The organism is Nocardia amikacinitolerans (genome assembly GCF_900215415.1).
Lineage (GTDB): Bacteria > Actinomycetota > Actinomycetes > Mycobacteriales > Mycobacteriaceae > Nocardia > Nocardia amikacinitolerans.
Genome location: NZ_OBEG01000009.1, coordinates 198,306 through 220,736, shown reverse-complemented (window position 1 = coordinate 220,736; position 22,431 = coordinate 198,306). Strand labels below are relative to the sequence as shown.

General features: G+C 69.2%; 25 protein-coding genes. 10 read left to right on the top strand and 15 right to left on the bottom strand.

All coding sequences use genetic code 11. The annotated features are described in order from the left end of the window. Positions 1-2 precede the first annotated feature (2 nt). Positions 3-350: a hypothetical protein gene (locus CRP45_RS31710; RefSeq protein ID WP_143861597.1), complete on the bottom strand. Its 348-nt coding sequence runs from the start codon at positions 348-350 to the stop codon at positions 3-5. Between the two features lie 224 nt (positions 351-574). Between CRP45_RS31710 and CRP45_RS31705 the strand changes: the two genes are divergently transcribed. Together CRP45_RS31705 and CRP45_RS31700 are read left to right on the top strand one after the other, a co-directional pair. Beyond that, entirely contained in the window at positions 575-1,252 is a 678-nt protein-coding gene (locus tag CRP45_RS31705; protein WP_097248299.1) for a phosphodiesterase, read from the top strand. Beyond that, positions 1,249-1,638 carry a cupredoxin domain-containing protein gene (locus CRP45_RS31700; protein WP_143861596.1) on the top strand — a complete coding sequence of 130 codons (390 nt, stop codon included), beginning with the start codon at positions 1,249-1,251 and terminating at the stop codon, positions 1,636-1,638. The genes CRP45_RS31705 and CRP45_RS31700 overlap by 4 nt, the downstream gene beginning before the upstream one ends. Before the next feature lie 85 nt (positions 1,639-1,723). On the opposite strand, the gene CRP45_RS31695 is transcribed toward CRP45_RS31700, so the two are convergent. Further along, positions 1,724-2,662, bottom strand: a complete 939-nt coding sequence (locus CRP45_RS31695; protein ID WP_245910649.1) for an alpha/beta hydrolase — start codon at positions 2,660-2,662, stop codon at positions 1,724-1,726. A gap of 175 nt (positions 2,663-2,837) precedes the next feature. Then, positions 2,838-3,806, bottom strand: a complete 969-nt coding sequence (locus CRP45_RS31690; RefSeq protein WP_097248297.1) for a YihY/virulence factor BrkB family protein — start codon at positions 3,804-3,806, stop codon at positions 2,838-2,840. 233 nt (positions 3,807-4,039) lie between these two features. Between CRP45_RS31690 and CRP45_RS31685 the strand changes: the two genes are divergently transcribed. Together CRP45_RS31685 and CRP45_RS31680 are read left to right on the top strand one after the other, a co-directional pair. Continuing rightward, positions 4,040-5,590, top strand: coding sequence for a bifunctional phosphatase PAP2/diacylglycerol kinase family protein (locus CRP45_RS31685; RefSeq protein WP_245910648.1), 1,551 nt, complete (start codon positions 4,040-4,042; stop codon positions 5,588-5,590). Between the two features lie 68 nt (positions 5,591-5,658). Then, entirely contained in the window at positions 5,659-5,829 is a 171-nt protein-coding gene (locus tag CRP45_RS31680; protein ID WP_179831080.1) for a hypothetical protein, read from the top strand. Between the two features lie 71 nt (positions 5,830-5,900). Here the strand turns inward: CRP45_RS31680 and CRP45_RS31675 are convergent, their stop codons facing one another. The 3 genes from CRP45_RS31675 to CRP45_RS31665 all read right to left on the bottom strand — a co-directional run bounded on the left by CRP45_RS31675 (position 5,901) and on the right by CRP45_RS31665 (position 8,615). After that, positions 5,901-6,635: a TetR/AcrR family transcriptional regulator gene (locus CRP45_RS31675; RefSeq protein WP_097248296.1), complete on the bottom strand. Its 735-nt coding sequence runs from the start codon at positions 6,633-6,635 to the stop codon at positions 5,901-5,903. Continuing rightward, positions 6,632-7,858 (bottom strand): cytochrome P450, encoded by a 1,227-nt coding sequence (locus CRP45_RS31670; RefSeq protein ID WP_097248295.1) that lies wholly within the window; start codon positions 7,856-7,858, stop codon positions 6,632-6,634. Before CRP45_RS31670 ends, CRP45_RS31675 begins: the two co-directional genes overlap by 4 nt. Positions 7,859-7,952: 94 nt before the next feature. Beyond that, a complete protein-coding gene (locus CRP45_RS31665; protein ID WP_425436997.1) occupies positions 7,953-8,615 on the bottom strand; it encodes a TetR/AcrR family transcriptional regulator in 663 nt (220 codons plus the stop codon). 80 nt (positions 8,616-8,695) lie between these two features. Between CRP45_RS31665 and CRP45_RS31660 the strand changes: the two genes are divergently transcribed. Further along, positions 8,696-10,246 carry a succinic semialdehyde dehydrogenase gene (locus CRP45_RS31660; RefSeq protein ID WP_218841216.1) on the top strand — a complete coding sequence of 517 codons (1,551 nt, stop codon included), beginning with the start codon at positions 8,696-8,698 and terminating at the stop codon, positions 10,244-10,246. 196 nt (positions 10,247-10,442) lie between these two features. Here the strand turns inward: CRP45_RS31660 and fadD8 are convergent, their stop codons facing one another. The 6 genes from fadD8 to CRP45_RS31630 form a co-directional block, all read right to left on the bottom strand. Beyond that, positions 10,443-12,047, bottom strand: coding sequence for a fatty-acid--CoA ligase FadD8 (gene fadD8, locus CRP45_RS31655; protein WP_097248292.1), 1,605 nt, complete (start codon positions 12,045-12,047; stop codon positions 10,443-10,445). Between the two features lie 91 nt (positions 12,048-12,138). Continuing rightward, complete coding sequence (locus CRP45_RS31650; RefSeq protein WP_097248291.1) at positions 12,139-13,329, bottom strand: thiolase C-terminal domain-containing protein; 1,191 nt, start codon at positions 13,327-13,329, stop codon at positions 12,139-12,141. Positions 13,330-13,432: 103 nt separating this feature from the next. Next, entirely contained in the window at positions 13,433-14,593 is a 1,161-nt protein-coding gene (locus tag CRP45_RS31645) for a thiolase domain-containing protein (protein ID WP_097248290.1), read from the bottom strand. Then, positions 14,590-15,666, bottom strand: coding sequence for a lipid-transfer protein (locus CRP45_RS31640; RefSeq protein WP_097248289.1), 1,077 nt, complete (start codon positions 15,664-15,666; stop codon positions 14,590-14,592). Before CRP45_RS31640 ends, CRP45_RS31645 begins: the two co-directional genes overlap by 4 nt. After that, the gene (locus CRP45_RS31635) at positions 15,659-16,138 is read right to left on the bottom strand and encodes a Zn-ribbon domain-containing OB-fold protein (protein ID WP_097248288.1); all 480 of its coding nucleotides are present in this window, start codon (positions 16,136-16,138) and stop codon (positions 15,659-15,661) included. Before CRP45_RS31635 ends, CRP45_RS31640 begins: the two co-directional genes overlap by 8 nt. Next, on the bottom strand, positions 16,131-16,589 hold the full coding sequence (locus tag CRP45_RS31630) for a Zn-ribbon domain-containing OB-fold protein (protein WP_097248287.1): 459 nt from the start codon (positions 16,587-16,589) through the stop codon (positions 16,131-16,133). Before CRP45_RS31630 ends, CRP45_RS31635 begins: the two co-directional genes overlap by 8 nt. A 171-nt stretch (positions 16,590-16,760) precedes the next feature. Between CRP45_RS31630 and CRP45_RS31625 the strand changes: the two genes are divergently transcribed. Continuing rightward, positions 16,761-17,237 (top strand): hypothetical protein, encoded by a 477-nt coding sequence (locus tag CRP45_RS31625; RefSeq protein ID WP_218841215.1) that lies wholly within the window; start codon positions 16,761-16,763, stop codon positions 17,235-17,237. A gap of 6 nt (positions 17,238-17,243) precedes the next feature. Here CRP45_RS31625 and CRP45_RS31620 read toward each other — a convergent pair whose 3' ends face one another. Beyond that, positions 17,244-18,176 carry an NAD(P)H-dependent flavin oxidoreductase gene (locus CRP45_RS31620; RefSeq protein ID WP_245910647.1) on the bottom strand — a complete coding sequence of 311 codons (933 nt, stop codon included), beginning with the start codon at positions 18,174-18,176 and terminating at the stop codon, positions 17,244-17,246. 158 nt (positions 18,177-18,334) lie between these two features. Between CRP45_RS31620 and CRP45_RS34110 the strand changes: the two genes are divergently transcribed. After that, complete coding sequence (locus tag CRP45_RS34110) at positions 18,335-18,493, top strand: hypothetical protein (RefSeq protein WP_169810881.1); 159 nt, start codon at positions 18,335-18,337, stop codon at positions 18,491-18,493. An 83-nt stretch (positions 18,494-18,576) separates the two neighbouring features. Here the strand turns inward: CRP45_RS34110 and CRP45_RS31615 are convergent, their stop codons facing one another. Continuing rightward, the gene (locus CRP45_RS31615; protein ID WP_097248284.1) at positions 18,577-19,299 is read right to left on the bottom strand and encodes a hypothetical protein; all 723 of its coding nucleotides are present in this window, start codon (positions 19,297-19,299) and stop codon (positions 18,577-18,579) included. A gap of 324 nt (positions 19,300-19,623) precedes the next feature. Between CRP45_RS31615 and CRP45_RS31610 the strand changes: the two genes are divergently transcribed. Together CRP45_RS31610 and CRP45_RS31605 are read left to right on the top strand one after the other, a co-directional pair. Next, positions 19,624-19,959, top strand: a complete 336-nt coding sequence (locus tag CRP45_RS31610) for a hypothetical protein (RefSeq protein WP_067788150.1) — start codon at positions 19,624-19,626, stop codon at positions 19,957-19,959. Positions 19,960-20,110: 151 nt separating this feature from the next. Further along, complete coding sequence (locus CRP45_RS31605; protein ID WP_067788149.1) at positions 20,111-20,317, top strand: EF-hand domain-containing protein; 207 nt, start codon at positions 20,111-20,113, stop codon at positions 20,315-20,317. A 149-nt stretch (positions 20,318-20,466) separates the two neighbouring features. Here CRP45_RS31605 and CRP45_RS31600 read toward each other — a convergent pair whose 3' ends face one another. Next, on the bottom strand, positions 20,467-21,036 hold the full coding sequence (locus CRP45_RS31600) for a TetR/AcrR family transcriptional regulator (RefSeq protein ID WP_143861594.1): 570 nt from the start codon (positions 21,034-21,036) through the stop codon (positions 20,467-20,469). Between the two features lie 63 nt (positions 21,037-21,099). Here CRP45_RS31600 and CRP45_RS31595 point away from each other — a divergent pair, with 63 nt between their 5' ends. Continuing rightward, complete coding sequence (locus CRP45_RS31595) at positions 21,100-22,422, top strand: flavin monoamine oxidase family protein (RefSeq protein WP_097248357.1); 1,323 nt, start codon at positions 21,100-21,102, stop codon at positions 22,420-22,422. Positions 22,423-22,431 lie beyond the last annotated feature (9 nt).

Here is a 22,431-nt window from a genome sequence, read left to right as displayed (position 1 = left end):
GGTCAGGCCGCGGAAACCCCAGGCTGCCAATCGAAGTCGACCTCGGTGGGGTAGCCGTGTCTGGCGTGATCGAACGTGGAGCGGATCACCCGCGTGTCCTTGGTGAGCGCGTCCACGATCTGCCAGCCGACGGCGTGGCGATCCCGATGCAGTTCCGATCGGGTCGTCGCGGACATTCGCACCCGCGTCACGTCGTCGGTGCACGAGACGGTGCAGTCGAGCATCGAGTCGTCGGTGGCGGAGTCGAGGAGTCCGCGCGCGACCTCCTCCACGATCAGGCCGAGCTCGGCCGCGCCGTCGGCGTCGTCGTAGGCGACCACCGCCGTCGATTCCACGGTCGTGCGCAGCATCGTCAATCCGATGGGTCGCGCGGGTACCCGCACACTGACCGTTTCGGTGGCCGGTCGGAGTGCTCGAGTCGATGTCATCGTGTTCACCGCCTTGCGGGGCTGGGATGTGATCGTCATCGCCATGGGAGTACCCACGGGAGCGCTTTTGCCACATCGGGCCCGGTTTATTGTCCGCGCGGCGGGGCAGTCGGTGGTTGTCGACCGCCCCGATCGAAGGAGTCGCGATGACCGATCTCGCAGCGGATGCCGTGCGCGGTGTTTTCTCCGGAGTGGCGAGGTTGCGCCACGCTCGGGTCTTTCATCCCAACGGGCTGCGCCTGTCCGGGCGGCTGCACGCCGAACCCGAGTACGAGTACCTGTTCGGGGCGGGGGAGCGGGCGGTGCTCGCGAGGTTGTCCAAGGGCATCGGCACCCCGGCCGGACTGCCGGACGTGCTCGGCCTCGCGCTGCGGGTACTCGATCGCGACGACCACCCGTGGGACTTCGCGTTGGCGACCACCGGCACCGGTTCGCTCAGCCGCTTCGTCATCACACCGGCGCGCAGCTGGCGCACGGCCAGGTACGGCTGCCTGATGCCCTACCGGCTAGGCGACTCCGCAGCGACCTGGATCTTCGCCGAACCCGACGACGATCAGCCGCAGACCCCGTCGCTCGACGCCCTTGCCGACCACCTGCGTGCGGAGCCCGCCACCTTCGTCCTCTCGGCGAGCGAGATGGGCAAGCCGGAGCACCGGCTCGCCGAGGTCACGCTGCATCCGGCCGACCCGGGCGACTACCGCACCGACTTCTTCGACCCGATGACCAACCACCCCGACGAGGTCAAGATCCTGCCCGAGGTGATCGGGCGGGTCCGCGAACTCGCGTACGTCGGCAGCCGCAGCGGTCGCGGCGAACAGCCGTGAGAGCGGTGCGCGGGGTCGGACGGCCGATCCGGTTGGCCGCGGTGCTGCCGCTGATCGCGCTGGCAGCGGCGTGCGGCGATGAATCCGAAGAGGACCCCGCCGCATCAAGTCCACTGCCCGGCCCGCCGCCGATCCCCGCCGTCACCATCACGATCCAGGATCTGGCCTACACGCGAACACCGCCGATCACCCCCAACGCGAACATCACGGTGGTGAACAACGATCTGGTGGAGCACAGCATCACCAGCAAGCGGCCCGGCTTGTTCGACCACGACATCGATCCGGGACAGTCCGTCACCTTCCCCGCCCCCGCCGAGATCGGCTCGCACCCGTTCTATTGCCGCTACCACGGCCTGATGGACGGGTGGCTCAGCGTCCGGCAGTAGCCCACCACCTGCCACACACCCCGTGTACGCGTCACATAGCCGGTGCCTGTGTGCGGCGTGTGAAACCTGTGTGGCACCAACCGGGTCAGGCGCCGATGGCGCGGGCTAGGTGCGGCCAGGATTCGTGGAGGTCCATTTCGAACAAGCCCCAGGTGTGCGATCCGGTCGGCCGCTCCACGTGGATCGCGGGGATTTCGAGCTGGTCGAGCCGGCCAGCGAACGCCGCGGTGCAGGCGTTGGCGATGGCCTCGATGGGCGGGAAGGGCAGGCCGCGGTCGATCGTGCCCGGCACGCCGGATCCCGCGGAGAGGTAGACGGCCTTACCGGCCAACGCGCCCGCGCGGGCGAAGGCGTCGTGCGCGCGCCATCCCGCGTCGCCCGGCGGACCCCACATGTTGGCCGGGTTGGCGCCGCCGCGGACCACTTGCGCGGTGACGAAGGCGATACCGAGCGGATCCGACGTCCACGGGCATCCGCTGTAGGCGGCGACCGCGCTGTACAGGTCGGGCGCCTGGATGGCGAGGTCGACCGCGGAGGCCGCGCTCATCGAGACACCGGCGATGGCGTTGCGGCCGGTGGCGCCGAGCTGTTCGTCGACGACCGCGGGGAGCTCTTCGGTGAGGTAGGTCTGCCAGCGGTGGCGGCCGATCGACGGGTCGTCGGCGCGCCAATCGGTGTACATGCTGAACGCGCCGCCGACCGGCATCACCACGTTGACGTGCTTGTCGGCGAAGAACCGCACGACGTCGGTGTCGTCCCACCAGGAGATGCCGTCCTGGCCGCCGCCGATGCCGGTCAGCAGGTACAACGTCGGCGCGGGACCGCCGCCCGCGGCGCGGATCACGCGGTTGGTCACCACGGTGTCCATGGACGGCGAATACACGTCCATCCGCACCGCCGCCTCGCCGAGTGGCGCCTCACCGACCACGTACGCCGCCGGAGCCGCGGCAACCGACGCGAACAACGAGCCGACACTCACCGCGAGGACACCGAGAAGCGCGAACAGATATCTACGAGCCGTCACCTCAGAGGTCTACCCGCGCAAGATCACCTCTACCGCAACGACTTTCATCGACACCGACATTGGGGTCTTGCGCATTGTCCGCAGTCGGATCGAGACGATTCGCTCGACACCTGCCCGGGACCCGAGGAAAGGCGAGACGGTGCCCGCACTGTATCCCGCCGTAGGAGTGCGTGCGCTAGTCCTCGTCCCGATCGGGTTCGTCCCGCGGCGGCAGAATGGGTTCGCTGTCGGCGGGCTGCCCCTCTTCGATGCGGCGCCCGCGCGCGAGCTCGGCGTCGAACTCCGCCCCGAGCAAGATCGCGACGTTCGACAGCCACAACCACACCAGGAAGACGATCGCGCCGGCCAGCGAACCGTACACCTTGTTATAGGAGCCGAAATTGGTTGCGTAGAAGGCGAATCCGGCCGACGCGGCGATCCACAGCAGTACCGCGAGCATGCTGCCCGGCGTGAGCCAGCGGAAGCCGAGCTGACGAGCGTTGGGCGCGGCCCAGTACAAGAGCGCGAACACCAGACTGGCGAGCACCGCGAGCACCGGCCATTTCACGATGCTCCACACCGTCACCCCGGCCGATCCGAGCCCGAGCCACTGACCGACGGTGTCGGCGACGCGGCCGCTCACCAGGACGCCGATCGCGCACAGCGCCACGAGCAGCACGGTCACGGCCGTGAGCCCGAGGCGCAGCGGCAACGTCTTCCAGAGCGGCCGCCCCTCCTCGGTGTCGTAGACCGCGTTGGCGGCGCGCACGAATGCGCCGAGATACCCGGACGCCGTCCAGAGCGCCGTCGCCACACCGATGATCGCCAGCGGTCCGGCCAGCGAACGCGAGCGCTGTAGTTCCTCGACGGCCTGCACCACGACCGTGTTGCCGCTGCCAGGCCCGATGTCGTCGATGGTGTCGATCAGCGAACGGGTGGCATCGGGTCCGGCGAGGCTCAGCAGCGAGGAGAGCACGATGACGGCCGGGAACAGCGAGATGACGCTGTAGTAGGTCAGGGCGGCGGCCCAATCGGTCAGGTTGTCCGACCGGAATTCCGCGACGGTGCGGCGCAGCACGCCCCACCACGATCGCCACGGCAACGCCAGTGGGCCGCCGATATGGGCGCGCGCTCGCACCCGCTGAGCAGTCGTCGCTTCCGTCATCGCACCAACCTTCCGTCCGCTTGGCGCGTACCCGGCGAGCGGTGGGCGAAACGGGTCGCCGCCCGGCACCGCTCGGACGCCTTGCGCGGCAATAGTTTTCGTTTCGTGGAATAGGGATTTGGCCGGCGAGCACGCGCCGGGTCGACACGGCGCGCGAATTCTTTCGCCGGACCTCGGGCGAGTCTGCGCAGGCGTCGTGCGCGGTGCATTGCGGGGGCTGTACTTTCGACGGGGTGAGTGCGTGGTTGGGCCGGACGTTTCGCCGGGTGGAGCAGATGGATCGGGCGGTTACCGGTGCGGTGGCACGGCTTCCGATGACGGCCGTCGATCGCGGCATGCTGCGGTTGACCCGGGCGGCGGACCGGGGCGTGCTGTGGACGGTCGTCGCCGCGGCGCTGGCCACCCGCCAGGGTTCCACGCGCCGGGCGGCGCTGCGCGGCGTCGTCTCGGTGGCCGGGGCAAGCCTGACGGTCAACCTGGTGCTCAAGTCGTTGATCGCGCGCCGTAGGCCCGCGGCGCAACTGCTGCCGCCGCATCGGCGCCTGATCCGGGTGCCGACCTCCTCGTCGTTCCCCTCCGGGCACAGCGCGGGCGCCATCGCGTTCGCCACGGCGGTGGCGCTGGAGAGTCCGCGCACCGCGGTGGTGGTGGCGCCGCTGGCCGCCACGGTCGCCTACTCGCGGGTGCACACCGGAGTGCACTGGACCTCCGACGTGGTCGTCGGCGCGGCCGTCGGCGCCGGTGTCGCGATGGCCTCGCGCCGGTGGTGGCCGGTCCGTGAATCCGACGAGGCTGAGGCGCACGCGGTGCGCGAGGTGCCGATGCTCGTCGAGGGCAAAGGCCTTGTCCTGCTGGTGAATCCGGTGTCCGGCGATCCCGGCTACGACCCGACCGACGACATCGCCGCCGCGCTGCCCGCGGCCACCGTGCTGCGCACCGAGCCCGGCCGCGACTGCGTCGAGCAGCTGGAGGAGGCGCTGGCGGCGCGCACCGAGCGGGCGTTCGCGGTGGGTGCGGCGGGCGGTGACGGGACGATCGCCGCGGCGGCGGCCGTCGCGCTGCGCCACGAACTGCCGCTTGTCGTCGTTCCCACCGGAACCCTGAACCATTTCGCGCGCGATCTCGGGGTCTACGACCTGCGCGAGGTGGTCGACGCCACCGGTGCGGGCGAGGCGGTCGCCGTCGACATCGCGAGCGTGGAACTCGACACCGAGGACGGCGCGCGCACCCACTATCTGATCAACACCGCCAGCTTGGGCGCGTACCCGGATCTCGTTCGGCTGCGCGACAAATGGCAGCCGAGGTGGGGGAAATGGCCCGCCTTCGCGGCCGCCCTCGTGGTCGTCCTGCGGGACGCGCAGCCGGTCCGTATTCGCCTGAACGAGAGCTGGCACGACGTGTGGTTCCTGTTCATCGGCAACGGCGCCTACCATCCGCACGGCGCGGTGCCCGCCTTCCGCGCTCGCCTCGACGACGGCATGCTCGACGTCCGCTGGCTGCGCGCCGATCTGCGGTTCTCTCGCACCCGCGCGGTACTGGCCCTGCTCCTGGCCGCCATCGGCCGCAGCAAGGTGTACAACGAACTCCAAGTCCCCGAGCTGATCGTCCAGGTCCGCGAACCGGAAGCGGTGGCGGCGGACGGCGAGGTCCTCGGCGAGGCGCGGCGCCTGCGCTTCTCGGTCGCGGGCCAGGTCGCCGCCTACCGCCGCGACGAAGACAACCCCCGCTGGGCAGCCCGCCCCCGCCCCCACCACCGCCGCCCCTTCTTCCGCCGCTGGCTCTAACCCCGGCGACGCGGAACTTCGCAGACCCGCCACATGCTTCACAGCCCGTCTGCCCCGACCTGGCCGTGATGGCCGCGGGCGGTTCGATGCTCGGCCTGCTGCAACTGCTCGACGTCGAACCCGACGCCGACGCGGGCGCCCTCTCGGACGAGATGGCCTTCCGCGTGCTGCGCATGTTCGGCATGAACAAGCGCGCCGCGCAGAAACTCACCTCCACCGAGCTGCCGCCGCAGCTGTGATCCTCAGGGCCGGAAGGCGCGCAGGGTGAGGTCGACGAGCGAGTCGGCGTAGTCGGCGGTGAGCGGGCCGCCTAGAGCGCCTGCGGTCCGGCGAGCCCGATACTGCCCGCGAGGTCGGCGAGGGTGGCGTCGAACAGCGCGTCCGGATCGCTGACGGGCATCGGGTAGTTGCCGAACACCTCGAGGGTGACGTGCCCGTACAACCGCGCCCAGAGCGTCATCATCAGGTAGGCCACGCCCAAGTCGAGCTTCTCGGCGGGGAACTTCTGACTCGATTCGGCGAGCATGGCGAGCAATTCGGTCTGGAAACCGATCAGATCCTCGCGCAACGCGTCGGGAATCGTGTCGGTCGCAGGGGTCACCAGGTCGTAGGTGGTGAGCAGCCTGCCCGCTGCGCCGAGGAAGACCCGGCCGAACGGTTCGTCGAATTGCCTTATCCCGCCTGGGTTCTCGCCGTTCGGCGAGGCGAAGACGAGGGTGAACTCGTGCGGGTGGGCGAGGGCCCAGCGCCGAAAGCCCTTGCAGATGGCGAACAGCTGCACGACGCCGTCGTCGGGCAGCTCGGCGACCTGCCCCGCGAGCTCGTCCGCCAGGTCGACGCAGATGTCGCGGCGCAGCGCGGCGACCAAGTCCTCGCGGGAGCCGTAGTGGCGATACAGCGCGGGCGCGGTGATGCCGAGATCGCGCGCGATGGCGCGCAGGGTCAACGCCTCGGGCCCCTGCTCGGCCAGCACCATTCTGGCCACCCGCCGGATGTCCGCGTCGTGTACCGCGGGCATCCGGCCCCGTCGTGCGGGTTGTGTCATTCGTATGCGACCTGCCAGCTCTTGATGCCGTTCAACCAGCCCGAGCGTAGCCGGACCGGCTCGGAGATCTGACGCAGGTTCGGCATCACGTCCGCGATGGCGTTGAAGATCAGATCGAGTTGCAGCCGAGCGAGATTCGCGCCGACGCAGAAGTGCGTTCCGGTGCCGCCGAAACCCACGTGCGGGTTGGGGTTACGGGTGACGTCGAACTCGAAGGGCTTGTCGAAGCGCTCCTCGTCGAAGTTGGCCGAGCCGTAGAAGAGTCCGACGCGCTGGCCCTTGCGGATGGCCTGACCGCCGATCTCGGTGTCCTGCAACGCCGTCCGCTGGAAGGCGATCACCGGCGTCGCCCACCGGACGATCTCGTCGGGCGCGGTGCGCGGCCGCTCCGCCTTGTACAGCTCCCACTGCTCGGGGAAGTCGATGAACGCCTTCATGCCGTGCGTGGTGGCGTTGCGGGTGGTCTCGTTGCCCGCGACCGCCAAAAGGATGACGAACCAGGCGAATTCGTCCGATCCGAGCGCCTCGCCGTCGAGGTCGGCGGTGACGAGCTGGCTGACGATGTCGTCGGCCGGGCACTTGCGGCGCTCCTCGGCGAGGTTCCAGGAGTAGCCCATGATCTCCGCGGTGGCCAGCTTGTGGTTGCCGTCGAAGTCCGGATCGTCGTAGCCCATCATCTGATTCGACCAGTCGAACAGCTTGCCGCGGTCGGACTGCGGCACGCCGAGCAGCTCCGCGATGGCCTGCAGCGGCAGCTCGCATGCCACCTGCTGGACGAAGTCGCCGCCGCCGGTCTTCTTGGCCTCGTGGACGATTCGCTCGGCGCGCTCGTGCAGCGCGTCGCGCAGGCTCTGCACGGCGCGCGGGGTGAAGCCGCGGGAGATGATGCGCCGCAGCTTGTCGTGGATGGGCGGATCGGTGTTGACCAGCATGGCGCGCTGGATGTCGATCTCGTCGCGGGTGATGTCGCCGTTGAAGCGGATCACCGCGGTGTTGGCGTTGGTGGAGAACACCTCGGAGTTCTTGGAGATCTCCTTGATGTGGTCGAGCTTGCTGACCACCCAGTACCCGCCGTCGTCGAAGCCGCTGACGCCGTTGGGCTGGTCGACCCACCAGACCGGGGCGGTCCGGCGAAGCTCGGCCCATTCCTCGACGGGCAGACGGCTGGCGAGCAGGTCAGGGTCGGTGAAGTCGAAATCGTGCGAGATGGACGGTGCGGACACGGTACCTCCTTTGGAACACGTTCCACAGGAGTGAACCACACCACACCCTATTTGTGAACACCATTTAGTAAATCGGGTTCACTTGATTTTCGGATCAGTCCGACGGCGGTCCCGCGAGGATGGCGGTGACGACGTCGACGAGCTCGCTCATCACCTGCTCGGGGTTGAGCTGGACGCCGGAGATCGCGAGCAGGTCCTGTGTCTGGTGGACGTCGCCGAGAACTTGGAAGGTCAGGGTCATGGCCTGCGCCAGGCGGAATCGGATGGTGTGGCGAGGGAGGTCGGGGAAGGCTCGGCCGAGCAAGGTCATGAAACGGCGTGCTTGATCGGCGAACCCCTCGGCGACGGTGGACAGCGCGGGGTGGCCGCTGCCGAGAACGCTCGCGATGAACTTGACCCAGGATTCGCCCTCGCCGGTCGCCATCTCCCATACCGGCAGCACGAACGCCTCCGCCAAGCCGCGGGCGCTGACGACGCCCGACTGCTCCACGTCGTCGAGCAGGGCCGCGCGCCGGGTCGCGACCGCGTCGCTGCGCTGCCGGATCAGCGCCTCGATCAAGGCTTCCTTGGACCCGAAGTGGTAGTGCACCGCGGCGACATTCGCGCCGGCGGCCGACATCACGGCGCGCAGCGACACCGCGTCGATGCCGCGTTCGGCGAACAGCCGCTCGGCCGCGAGAATCAGCCGCCGGTCGGTCGGCATGGCTAGTTCTTCTTCGCTGATTCGAAGCTCGGCACGGTCCGCTGCGCTGGTCACCTGCTGCATTGTAATGACCGTTCGCCCAGCGCAGACGATATCTCTATCAACTGATGCAATCACTTGATAGAGTGCGGTTCGTGAGTACGCCGACCGTTCCCGCGCACGACTTCGCGGAACTGACCGCGCTGGTGACGGGCGATCCGTCCGACACCGTTCCGGTGGTGGAGGTCTTCACCGGAACGGTCGTCGCGCACCTGCCGCAATCCTCGCCCGCCGACGTCGCCGCGGCGTTCGACCGCGCCCGCGCCGCCCAGGCCGAATGGGCGCGCTGGCCGGTGCGGCGTCGCCTCGCCGTGTTCGAACGCTTTCACCGTCTGGTCCTGGAGAACCACCGGACGATCACCGACTTGATCCAGATCGAGACGGGCAAGGCGCGCCGCATGGCCTTCGAGGAGCTGTGCGACATCCCGATGGTCATCGGCCACTATCTGAAACGCGCTCCCCGGCTGCTGCGCCCCGTTCGGCATCCCGGTGCGATTCCGCTGGTCAGCACCTCGACCGAGATCCGAAAGCCGCGCGGGGTCGTCGGCGTCATCGCGCCGTGGAACTTTCCGTTCGCGATCGGCTACTGCGATGCGATTCCCGCACTCATGGCCGGGAACGGGATCGTGCTCAAGCCGGACAACCGGACTCCGCTCAGCCCGGCGTTCGGATTGCGGCTGCTGCGCGAGGCCGGGCTTCCGGAGGGACTCGTGCAGATCGTCTGCGGCGACGGGCCGGTAGTGGGGCCCGCGGTCGTGGACGGCGCGGACTTCGTGATGTTCACCGGCTCGGAGGCGACCGGTCGGCTGGTCGCGAAACAAGCGGGCGAGCGCCTGACCGAATCGTGTTTGGAGCTCGGCGGCAAGAACCCGATGATCGTCTTGGCCGACGCGGATCTGTCCGCGGCGGTGCACAGTGCGATCTCGGGGGTCTTCGACAACACCGGTCAGCTGTGTTTGCACATCGAGCGGATCTACGTGCACGAATCGGTGTACCCGGCGTTCCGCGACGAGTTCACCGCGCGCGTCGCGGCGCTGCGGGTCGGACCCGGCTACGACTTCGACACCGAGATGGGCGCTTTGGTCTCGGAAGATCAGTGCGCTCGGGTGGCGGCGCAGGTCGAACAGGCGAAAGCTGTTGGCGCGCGGGTCCTCACCGGCGGTCATGCCCTGCCGGAGCTCGGGCCGACCTTCTACGCACCGACGGTGCTCGAGGGCGTCACCGCGGAGATGGACGTCTTCGGGGCGGAGACCTTCGGACCCGTTGTGGCGCTGTACCCGTTCTCGACCGTCGACGAAGCGGTCGAGCTCGCGAACGACACCCGGTACGGGCTGAGCGCGAGCGTCTGGGGGCGCGATCTGGCGGCGGCGCGCGCGGTCGGTGCGCGGCTGGCGGCCGGACACGTGAACGTCAACGACTCCGCCGCGCTCGCCTACGCCGGAAAGAGCGCGCCCTCAGGCGGATTCAAGGCGTCGGGGATGGGTGTCCGCAACGGCGACGCGGGTCTGCTGAAATTCACCGAGTCGACCAATGTGGCGACGCTGAAGCGGCAGGTGCTCGGGCCGGAGCCGGGGCAGGCGTACGAGGAGTACCTCGAGCGCACCCTGACGACGCTGTCCCTGCTGCGCCGCTTGCGCCTGCGCTGACCGCCGATCCCGTTTCCTCGCGGCGCCTTCGAAGCCGCGACGAAACCTCCGTACCGACTGCTGCTCGCGGTCTATTTCCTCGGCGGGCCGATCGTCACCGTGACCGGGAGACGGGCCTGCTGCGTCACGGTGCGGGAGCCGGTGAAACCGGCTAGGGGACAGCCGGTTTCACCACTTCGTCCGCGACCGAGTTACGTCAGCGGTCGAGCCGCTCCGCCGCGAGGGCGCGCACGGCCTTCTTGTCGGGCTTGCCGAGCCCCGTGAGCGGCAGCTCGTCGATGACGAGCACGTGCTTGGGCACCTGGACCGATCCCTTGCGCTGCCGGACGGTCTCCTGAATCTCGGCGATCATCGTCTCCACCGCGGCCGAATCGCTCGGCGCTGTGGGATCGAGCACGACGACGGCGGTGACCGCCTCGCCCCAGCGCGGATCGGGCACCCCGACGACCGCGACGTGCGAGACCGACGGATGCTCGGCGACAACGTCTTCCACCTCGCGGGGGAAGACGTTGAAACCGCCGGTGACCACCATGTCCTTGCTGCGGCCGACGATGTGCAGGAAGCCGTCCGCATCCTGGCGCGCCAGATCGCCGGTGCGCAGCCAGCCGTCGCGGAAGGTCTCCGCGGTGGCCTCGGGCTTGTTCAGGTAACCCGCCGCGACCAGCGGTCCGGAGACACAGATCTCGCCGACCTCGCCGGGCTCGACGACCTTGTCGTCGGTATCCAGCAACGCGACTCGCAGCGCCGCCGAGGGTCGCCCGCACGAGGTGAGTCGCGCCGAATCGTGTTCGCGCTTACCGAGATAACTGATCGCCATCGGCGCCTCGGACTGCCCGAAGTACTGCGCGAAGATCGGCCCGAAACGGTCGATCGCCTGCGTCAACCGGGTCGGGTCGATGGCCGAGGCGCCGTAGTACACCGTCTCCAGCGACGAGACGTCGCGGGTCGCGAGATCCGGGTGGTCGAGCAGCGCGTAGAGCATCGACGGCACCAGCATGGTCGCGGTGATCTTGTGTTCCTCGATGGCGCGCAGCACCTCGCCCGGCTCGAAGCGGGGAAGCACCACGCACTGACCGCCGAGCAGGACGACCGGGAGGAAGAAGGCCGCGCCCGCGTGCGAGAGCGGCGTGCAGATGAGGAATCTCGGCCGCTGCGGCCATTCCCATTCCGACAGCTGGATCTGGGTCATCGTCGCCATGGTGAGCGCGGTTCCGATGACGCCCTTGGGTTTTCCGGTGGTGCCGCCGGTGTAGCTGACCGAGATGACGGCGTCGGGCGGCAGGTCGGTGGCCTCGATCGGCTCCGCGTCGAACGCCGCGGCGGCGGCGGTCAGATCGACGCCGACATCGGCCAGCTCCGGCGGCACGGCGCCGAGCACGAGAACCCGCTTCAGCTCCGGCACCCGGTCGACCAGCTCGCGGGCGCGTTGCACGAAGGCGGGCACCGGATCGAGCACCAGGGTGGTGATGCCCGCGTCGGCGAGCACGTAGGCGTGATCGTCGAGCCCGCCCATCGGGTGCAACGCGGTGCGCCGATGGCCGCGCACCTGCCCGGCGCCGATGGTGAACAGCACCTCGGGCCGGTTGAGCGCGAGGACGCCGACGGGCGTGCCGGTGTCGACGCCGTTGGCCGCGAACGCGGCGACGTAGCGGCTGATCGAGTCCAGCACGTCGGCGCCGGTGAGGACGGTGTCACCGAGGGTGAGGACCGGACTGTCGCGGTGCCTGCGCAGCCCGGCGAGCAGGCTGTGGCCGTTGTGCACCGGCAGGCGCAGGTGGGTGTCGTGATCGATTGTCGTCATAGGGTTTTCAGCTCCGAGCACTCGTTGATCGTCGTTCGGCACTATTCATGCGTGCGCTCGCGGACGCGTGGTTCCGGCGTGCGCGGCTCGCTCATGACGGCCCCGCGTACAGTGTGACGACGCAGGCGCCGCCGAGACCGAGATTGTGCGCCAAAGCGATTCGCGCGTCCGGCACTTGCCGGTCCGCGGCCAGCCCGCGCAGCTGCCAGCAGAGTTCGGCCGTCTGCGCGAGTCCGGTAGCGCCGAGCGGGTGACCCTTGGAGATCAATCCGCCGGACGGGTTGACCACCCAGGCGCCGCCGTAGGTGGTGGCGCCGGACTCCACCAGCGCGCCCGATTCGCCCTCGCCGCAGAGACCGAGTGCTTCGTAGGTGATGAGCTCGTTGATCGTGAAGCAGTCGTGCAGTTCGATCACGTCGGCCTCATCGATGGTGATCCCAGCGGCGTCGAGGGCGCGACCGGACGCGGCGCGGGTCATTGGCGCTCCGACGACATCGATCATCGACCCCGTGGCAAAGGCGGACGCGTCGTCGGTGACCAGCTCCTGGGCCAGGATCTCCACCGCCTGCGCCTCGAGCCCCAGTTCGCGCACGACGTCCTCGCTCACCAGCACGGCGGCCGCGGCGCCGTCCGACATGGGCGAGCACTGCGAGCGGGTCAGCGGACCGTGTACCGGCACGTCGGCCAGCACTTGATCCAGCGTGTAGGCATTCTGGAACTGCGCCAGGGGATTACGCGTCGAATGCTCGTGGTTCTTCACCGCGACGGCGGCCAACTGTTCGGGCGTCGTGCCGTAGCGCTTGGCATGCTCGAGCGCGGCGTTGCCGAAGAACTGGGTGGTCATCGGCGCGGCGCCGAAGTCGTAGTGCGCGGACATGATTCGCAGGTGCCCGTCGACCGTGGTGGTCTTCGGCGGTGTCGCGGGACCGGCCATGGCTTGCTTGGTCATTTGCTCGAACCCGACGGCCAGCGCCACGTCCGCGAGACCCGCGCCGATCCACTCGCGCGCCAGCATGATCGCGGTGGAACCGGTGGCGCAGTTGTTGTTCACGTTGACCACCGGAATGCCGGTCATCCCGACGTCGTACAGCGCGCGCTGACCGGCCGCCGACGGCTGGAAGACGTAGCCGACCGCGGCCCGCTGAACCCGGTCGTAGCCGATTCCCGCGTCGCCCAGCGCGCCGCGCACCGCTTGGGCGACCATCTCGGGGTAGGTCCATTCCCGGGACCCGATCTTGACGAATGGCGTCATCCCGACGCCAACGACGTACACCCGTCGCATCCTCGAACTCCCTTCTCGCTTCATGCCCGACCTCGCTTCTCGCGCAACGGCTCTCGTCGCCGCGCAACGGTTGTGTCCGGTACGAAGCGTGTGAAAGGGCCATTCACGTCGTCGGCCGTTCGTCGCCGACGACCCACAGGGCGTGGAACTGAGAGGCGCCGCCCATGGCGTGGCCGATGGCTCGTCGCGCGCCGGGGACCTGGTGCTCACCCGCCATGCCGCGGACCTGCAGCGCGGCTTCGAGGAAGCGGACCAAGCCGGTCGCCCCGGTCGGGTTGCCGGACAGCACGCCGCCGGACGGGTTGACCGGCAGGGACCCGCCGAATCGCGTCGTCCCGTCGTCCACGAGTTTCCACCCTTGGTGCAGCGGGGCGAGGCCGATGTTCTCCAGCCACATCGGTTCGTACCAGCTGTACGGGATGTACAGCTCCGCGACGTCGACTTCCCGTGCGGGATCGACGATTCCGGCCTGTCGGTAGGCATCGGCGGCGCACTCCGCGCCCGCGCGCGGGTTGACCTCGTCGCGTCCGGCGAAGTGGCCGGTCTCGGTGCGGAACGACATGCCGTGGATCCAGGCGGGCGGACGCGCCGTTTTCCCGGCCTGCGAGGCAGCGGCCAGCACGATCGCGGCGGCGCCGTCGGAGGACGGGCACGATTCGAGGTAGCGGATCGGGTCCCACAGCATGCGGGACTCCTTGACCTTCTCGACGGTGATGTCGGGCATGTGCACGTGCGCGTACGGATTGCGCAGCGCGTTGAGCCGGTGATTGACCGCGACTTGCCAGCCGATGTGTTCCGGCGCGCCGGAGCGGCGAATGTATTCGCGGATGACCGGCGCGAAATGGCCGCCCGCGCCCGCGCCGAGTTTGGCGCTGAAGGGCAGTCCGCGCGAGAGCGCCCAGGTGAAATTGCCCTCGGACTCTTTGGAATACGCCGCGACGAGCACCCGTCGCGCCAACCCCGCCTCGATGAGGTGCGCGCCGTAGATGGCGGCGTGCCCGCCGACGCTGCCGCCGGTGAAGACTCGCGTCACCGGTAGGCCGCGGGCGCCGAGCGCGTCGGCGAGGTAGAGCTCCGGGTTCATCACCCCGTCGAACAGGTCGGGCGTCTTCGACAGCACGATCGCGTCGACCTCGCCCAATTCCAGCTCGGCGTCGGCCATCGCGGCCGCGACCGCTTCGCGCACCATCGCGCCGATGGTCGTCTCGCGGCGCTTGGCCTGCTTGCCCTGACCGATGCCGATGACGGCGACGGGTTCACTCATGCCGGGTCTCCTTCCAGCAGGCAGACCATATTCTGTTGCAGCGCTTGACCATTGGTGGCGTGCGCGAGCGCTCGGCGGGCTCGACCGTTACGAATGCCCTTGGCCGCCTCGGCGATACGGATCAGGCCGGTGGCGGTGGTCGGTCTGCCCGCCAACGGACCACCCGACGGATTGATCGCCGTCGTCGCGCCGAGGCCGAGCTCGCGCACCAGAAGCGGTTCCTGCGCGGAGTATTCGATGTGCAGTTCGGCGATGTCGACCTCGCTCGCGGCGAAACCCGCGGACGCCGCCGCCCGCGCGGCGGCGAGGTTCGCCGACGGCGCCCTGGTCAGATCGCGCGAGCCAGGGTAGTGCCCGTCCATCCGGTGGTCGATGCCGCGGATCCAGGCGGGACGTTCGCACAGCGACCTGGCCACGTCACCGGCGGCCAGCACGACGACGCTCGCGGCATCGCCGACCGGTGACACATCGTGGTCGCGCAACGGCGCGGCCACATAGGGCGCGGCGAGCAGTTCGTCGACCTCGTACTCACCCGCCACCTGCGCGTGCGGGTTGGTCCTCGCGTCCGCCAGGCTGCGCGCGACGATCCGCGCCATCTCACGCTCCGTGGTCACCTCGGACTGGAGCAGCGCGCAGGCCTGGATGCCCGCGATCGCGTCGCGGTGCGGGCGCAGCGGCGTGAGGTAGTAGGGGTCCAGCTGGGTGGGCACGACCTGGTCGAGGTCGCGGGGCAGCGAACCGCGGCCGATCCCGTACACCAGCGCGATATCGCCGTGTCCCAGTTGCAGCCACGACCACGCCTCGTAGAACGCCCACGCGGCGTCCATCTCCACGTGCGACTCCGCGATCGGCGGCCAGGCGCCGACGGCGTCGAGCGAGTCGATGTAGGCGAAGGTTCGTCCCTCGTGGAAGTCGTGACTGCCGGAGCACACGAAATCGACACGGTCGCGGTCGAGTTGGATGCCGGAGAGCGCCTTCCGGATCACCGGGAGCAGGATGCCCGCCATGTCGTCGCGGCGGTTCGCGGCGAGGCAGGCGGACTGTGCGGAGCCGACGACGGCGATCTCACGCATGCCGAACCTCCTCGGTCGCGACGGGACGATAGTGGCGGATGCTCATCCACGACGGCTCGAGCTCGCCCTCTTGCCAGACCGGCTCGACCTCCATGCCGATGTGGACCTCGGCGATGTCGACCTCGCGGATCAGGTGCATCAGCCGGGTATCCGCGCCGTGCGGCTGGATGTAGGCCACCACGTACGGCGGCTCGATCTCCTGTCCGGGGAACGGGAAGCTGACGACGCAGAAGGTGGAAACGACTCCGCGCCCGTCGAGTTCGGTCGGTTCGTCGAGTTCGACGAGGCAGCGGGCGCAGAATTCCGGCGCGGGCAGATACACGTGGCGGCACGACGGGCAGGTGCTCGCCAGCAGGCGGCGCTCGGACAGGCCACGCAGGAATCGCGAGCGACCGACACCGGCGACGAACGTGTACTCCATCCGCAGCGGCGTCGGCATCAGCGAAACCGGTTCCGGCAGTGGCTTATTCATCGTCGTCCTCCGGCTCGAAACAGCGGAGATCCGACATCTCGCCGCGGCGTTCCTCCGCCCACCGCGCCCGCACCCGCAGGCCCCGCCGGATCCGCGCCGGATCGCCGCCGACGTCGAGGGCGTGGAAGAACGTGCCCTCCGTGCCGTCCACGGCGATGAGCGCCCAGGCGAAATCGGCGTCGACCGGATCGCCCGCCCGATGCCGAACCCAGGTCCACGACTCGACGGCGCCGACCGGCTTCAGCTCGACGAGCTCGCCCAGCTCCTTCCCGGTCACCGGATCGAACTCCGGCGGCGGGCACACCACGGTTCCGCGCTCGGTCCGCGCACCGAACAGCCGCTTCTCCCGCAGCCCGGCCAGGAACGTCCCGACCACCGGCCCCACCGTGCGCTCGAAGGGGAACTCGATCTCATACGGGGCCCGTAGCCCCTCGTCGACCTCAGCGGACATCGGCAGCTCCTTTCCCGTCCGGAGTCTGCCTCAATCACGTGATTGAAACAAGTGCTTGAGGCGACGTCCGCTGGGCGGACGCCTCCGGAGCGGTCACGTCACTCATCTAGAAAGACTGAAACCCAGCAGGACGTTCTCGGCTGCCCCGTCGGCAAGCCGGAGCAGGGCTTCGTGCATCCCTGGGACCAGGGGTACAGCCAGGACTTGGTAAACGACAGGGGACAGCAGTCGCGGCTGATGGCTACGGTCGCCGATCGAGTGATCGTGATGGCCGGCGACTCCTGGCACGACTACACCTACCCACACCGCCAGCATGCGGCCAGGATCCAGGGCTATCCCCAATCGGATCCCATCAGCTGTGGGACAGCGCGCATCGTCACCTTGGAGAAGGGCGAGCAGACGCCCGGCGCGATGATCACCAGCCCGACCAACAGGTTCGTGTGGTTGCCGCGCCGGGTCTGGTCGAAGTACCAGCAGATGGGCGGTCTCCCTGTGTTCGGACGTCCGCTCAACGCTCTCGGCCAAGCCATGACCGGTGTGATCGAGTTCGAACATGGTCGAATCGGTCTGTCCGACGGCCATGTGTACGCCGAACTCGACGCCCCTCAGCGGCAAACGGAGCCGGTCACCGAGCCCTGTCCGAGTTGAGTCGTTTCACCGCTCGAAAGACCGGTCGAGAAGCTCTGCCGCGCCGGAGCAGAGTTCGTCGATGACCTGGGCCGCCGGGGTGACCGCGGTAACCTGGCCGACCCCTTGGCCCGCGTCGACCGGTGCGGTGCGCGGGTCGTCGGCGGCGACGGCGGCCGCCAACTCAGCTTGGGCCGCCTCGTTCGTGCGCAGGGCGTCCTCGTGGCCTGTCCACCGGGTCGCGAAGTCGTTGCGCAGGACGCGTGCGGGAAACCTTGTCGGCCAAGGCAATCGCATCGCGACGTCGAATGCCGTGGTGGCGATCGTGTCGGTGCCGTCGGCCGCGAGCATCGCGCGGCGGCTCGCCTCCGGCAGCGACGACTCCGAGCAGGCGGCGAGGTGCGTGCCGAGCCACGCCCCGCTCGCGCCGGCGGCGAGCACGGCCGCGAGACTCGCGGGCGACCCGATGCCGCCCGCGGCGAGCACCGGCACCGTCACGGCGCCGAGCACCGCGTCAAGCAGCGGCAGCGTCGCCATTTCCACCGCGCCGTGACCGCCGCCCTCCGCGCCTCGCGCGACCAGGACGTCGATACCGGCATCCCCGGCTCGGCGCGCCTCGGTGGCGTTGTATACCTGTGTGGCCGTGCGTATTCCGTGGGCGCGCACGCGTTCGATCCAGGACGGGTCCATCCCGAAGCTCACCGCGATCAGGGTGGGCGCCGCGGCGATGGCCACCTCGAGCAGTTCCGGTTCGGCGGCGACGACCCAGTCGACCAGACCGATACCGAATCGCCCGTCGAGGGACTCCGTATACGGAAGTTCTCTGCGCAGCGCCGCCGCGGATCCGGCGCTGCCCATGCCGATCATCCCCAGTCCGCCCGCCGCGGTGACCGCCGCCGCCAGCCGACCGCCCGCCACCCCGCCCATCGGTGCGTTCACCACCGGCACGCGCAGTCCCATCGCCCGCGACCACTCCGTGCTCAGGGGCGGTCCGGCGACTCGATCGTCCGAAGAATGCGGTTCCCGTTGCGACGCGGCCATGCCTCCATGCCAGCACAGCGGCGGGATTGAAACGCGGCGGGGTGGGTAGATCGAAGCGACGACGAAGGAGGTCCGCCATGCCACGCGCGAAATACACCGACGACGAGAACAACGACAAGTCGAAGGCCGACAAGCCGCCGGGACCGACCGACCAGGGCCGCGACGGCGGAATGGCGACCAGGGAGGTCGCCCCGGAAATGGCCGCCACCGAGGACGCCCAGGAACCCCCGGACTGATCCGTCTGGCACTACGCCGGGAGCTGAACACCAGAACGGTGTCAGCTCCCGCACCCTGAACTCCGCGCCCGGACGGAGGTGGCTCACTCCAGGTCGAGGGCGAGCGCGGGGTCGAGGTGCAGGGTGCGGCGGGTTCCCCAGGGTGGGGGAGTGAGCATGGCGGTGAGCTGGGGTCGGGTCAGGGCGGCGCGGAGCTCGGGGGCGGCGCGCAGGTGAGTCATGGTGGAGTACAAGGAGTTCGGGCGGACACCCCACATGATCGGGGTGATCTTCCACGGGCCGTCCAGGCTGTCGGCGGGTGGGCGTAGGTGCGTCGGCGTCCTTCTCGGTGTCCGGCGGGTGGTCACCGCGTCACGGGGACATCGGATCTCGATGGTCTCGGCGCCCTTTGGATCGAAGCCCGCAGCGAAGTGTGCTGCGTCCCAAGGGAATTCCCAGTCGAAGTTGCGCGTCGTGATCCGGATGGCGTCCGGGGAGAAGGACAGTCGTGCGGTACGCCGGTAGGAGAGGGTCAAACCCGTCAAGAGGAGGAGCGCGACGAGGAGCGCGATCCCGCACAACGTCGACTCGAGCTCGCGCGCGAGGACGCCGAGCCACAGCGCCGCCACCGCCACCGCCGCGAGCCCGGCGAGCACGGGAGCCAAGCGAACCGGAAAATAGCGCAGCACGAAGGTGTTCTCCGCGTCGCCCGCGCGCACCTCGGGGCGATCCTCGATGCCCATGACGAAATAGGTGAGCGCGGCGATCCCACCGAGCAACAGCAGAAGACCGCCGATCCCCACGACGGACCGGTTGCCGAACACCATTCCCACGACCGAACACGCAGCCCCGCCGACCAACGCGGCCAACGACGCCACCGACCACCCGATGGCCCGAGACTCGGGCCACACGCACCGCCACGCGTACCCGGGCGGTGCGCCGGGATGGCCGGGAACTGTAGGTATGCTCATCGCCTTCCGTTCAGGGATCGTCGTCGCACCGAACCCCGTCGTCCGGCACCGCCCTGAAAGTAGTCGTAGACCCCGACCAACCCGAAGACCAACACGGTTTGCCACGGCTTTCTCGGCATTTGTGAAACACGCGTGTGAACCTACGGGTAGACCGGTCGGTTTCTGGCAAAGTGCATGGGTATGAGCGATCAGGACACCGAACTGATCTACCTCGTAGAGATCTCGCGACCCGGCCGGAGTGAGGAGCTGTGGTGGCGGGTCGGCAATGTCGGCACACCGGCGCAGACGTCGGCGGCGCTCGCCGAACTCGCCAGGCGCGTCTGCCGGGATCTGCTCTCGCCCGAGCCGCGGCGGTGCGACCGCGCGCGCCGCTGCTGGTATCACTGCCGAGTTTCCTGGCCGGACGGCGTGGTTCTCGACGAAGTCGAGGGACGCGTGCAGGCATTCTTGCTCGCCGTCGAGTTGTGGCGAGCCTCGGCGATAGCGGGGTCCGCGATCAAAGACGTGGACACCTAGAAATCCCGAGCGTCCGATCCGACTTTTCGGTTTTCGCGCACGCGCCATCGCCCGCCACTATCCTTGATGCGTCAGTTTCTCCAACACGGCTCGAAACCTGTCCTGTCGGGGCGGCATCCGCCACCCCGCCTAGAAGCTGGGAGAGAACCGAATGGATATTCAGGACATTCACGAGAAGTTCGACTCGCTGGACATCGACGGCGACGGCTACATCGACCGCGAGGAATTCATCCAGCACTACGAGCGCAGGGGCCAGGACATCGACATCCTGGCGTCCCGCTTCGACGAAGTCGACATCGACGGCGACGGCAGGATCAGCAGGGACGAATTCCTGACCGCCGCTCGCGCACCGCTCTGAACCGGCCTTATTGGAGCGTTTTCGCTCCGAGCCGAAGAGCGTTGCCGATCACTGGTTCCACCGGAACGCGCGAGGGCCCCTCCGCCGAGGGGTCCTCGTGTTCCCTTCGGCCCGCGCGAATTTCGTAGCGTTTCACCGGCGCCGAGCGGCTACTCGGCGATTCCCAAGGCCCGCCATGCCGCGGCGAGAACCTGCCGACGACGGGCGGGCGGCCACGGCGCGCCCTCGTCGAACCCGCCGACGACTAGCCCGTCCACGACGACGTTCAGCAGATCGGCGGCGTGCTCGAGCTCCGCGATTCCCGCCTGCGCCAACAGGTTTTCCAGCGCGGCGTCCCACCAGTCGTTGAACGCGTCGAGTTCGGCACGCAGGACCGGCTCGGTGGGCGCGCCGAGGATCAGCGCGAGCCAGAACCGGTGGGTCGCTTCGTCGGCCGTCAGCACGGCCCACTCGACCAGCGCGCGCAACGCGACCGCGCCGCCGTGGCCCGCCATGGCGTCCTCGGCTTGCCCGCGCCGCGCATCGACCTCGCGCCGTACCGCCATGCGCAGCATCTCGTCCCTGCTCCCGACGTAGTGCGTCACCACCGAGGTCGACGCGCCGACGCGTTCGGCTACCGAACGGATGGTCACGGCGGCGAACCCGGCCTCGGTGGCGATGCCGACGACGGCGTCGCTGACGGCCGTGAGTCGGGCGGTGCGATCGACGGTACGTGGCATGGCCACAGCCTAGCATTTGTGCAACACTTGTTTTACAACAAGCGTTGCACAAAGGAGCTGGCGATGGAACGAACGACGGTCGCGGTCATCGGCGCCGGATTCGCGGGACTCACCGCGGCCCGCGCCCTCCGCGCACACGGCATCGACGTACTCGTCCTGGAAGCGGCCGATCGCGTCGGCGGTCGCGCCAGGACCGAGCGTTCGGCCGCGGACACACCCGTGGATCTCGGCGGCCAGTGGATCGGCCACGACCACGCCCGAATGACCGCGCTCGCAACCGAATTCGGTATGACCCTGTTCCCGACGCCCAGCGTGGGCAAAGCTCTCGTCCTCGACGGCGGGCGCCGTGTGCGGATCGGCCCGCTCACCGCGGCGGCGACCGGGTGGGCGCTGCTGCGGCTGGAATTGTTGGCGCGCAGGGGTGCTCACCGCCGGTGGGACGAGGTGACGGCGTCGAACTGGGTCGGCCGGATTCCCGGGTCGCGTGCGCGTCGCCTGCTCGAGGTGATCCTGTCCGAAGCGCTGGCTTGCGATCTCGACACCGTCTCCGTCGCAGCGCTCGCGGTGGGTGTTCGGTCGGCGGGCGGTCTGCGCGTCATGCTCGGCACCGCGGGCGGTGCGCAGGAATCGCTGCTCTCGGGCGGAGCAGGCGCGCTGGCCGAAGCGCTCGCGGCCGAACTCGGCGACGTGGTTCGTCTCGCACGGCCGGTCACCGCGATCACGCGATCGGACGACGGCGTCACCCTCACCACGCCAACCGGTCCGGTGCACGCCGCGCGCGCGATCGTCACCGTGCCCGCGCCCGTCGCCGCCGCGATCCGGCACGACCCGCGACTGCCCGCCGAACGCCGACGCCTTCAGGACAACGTCCGAATGGGCACGATCTACAAGGCGATCGCCGTCTACGACCGGCCCTTCTGGCGCGAGCGTGGCCTCAGTGGCGAGATCGTCGCCCTGGACGGTCCGGTGCCCGCCTCGTTCGACATCTCACCGCCGACCGGCCCCGGCCACCTCTGTGTGCTCGTGCCCGGACGGGACGCAAGGGAACTGGATCGGCTCGCTCCCGCAGACCGGCGGGAGACCGTGCTGTCCGCCTTGGCGGACCATCTCGGTCCTGCCGTGCTGAACCCGCTCAGCTGGCACGAGAAGTCCTGGCACCGCGATCCGTTCGTCGGCGGCGGGTACTCCGGGATTCCGCTTCCCGGCACGCTCGATCTGCTCACCGACGCCGCGAAGCCAACCGGCCCGATCCACTGGGCGGGCACGGAAACCGCGCCGCGCTGGACCGGCTACCTCGAAGGCGCGGTCGTCTCCGGTGCGCGCGCGGCCGACGAAGTCGTGGCGTCGTTGCGCTCGACTTGCCTTGGAGTGCACTCCAAGTCGTAGCGTGAGGGT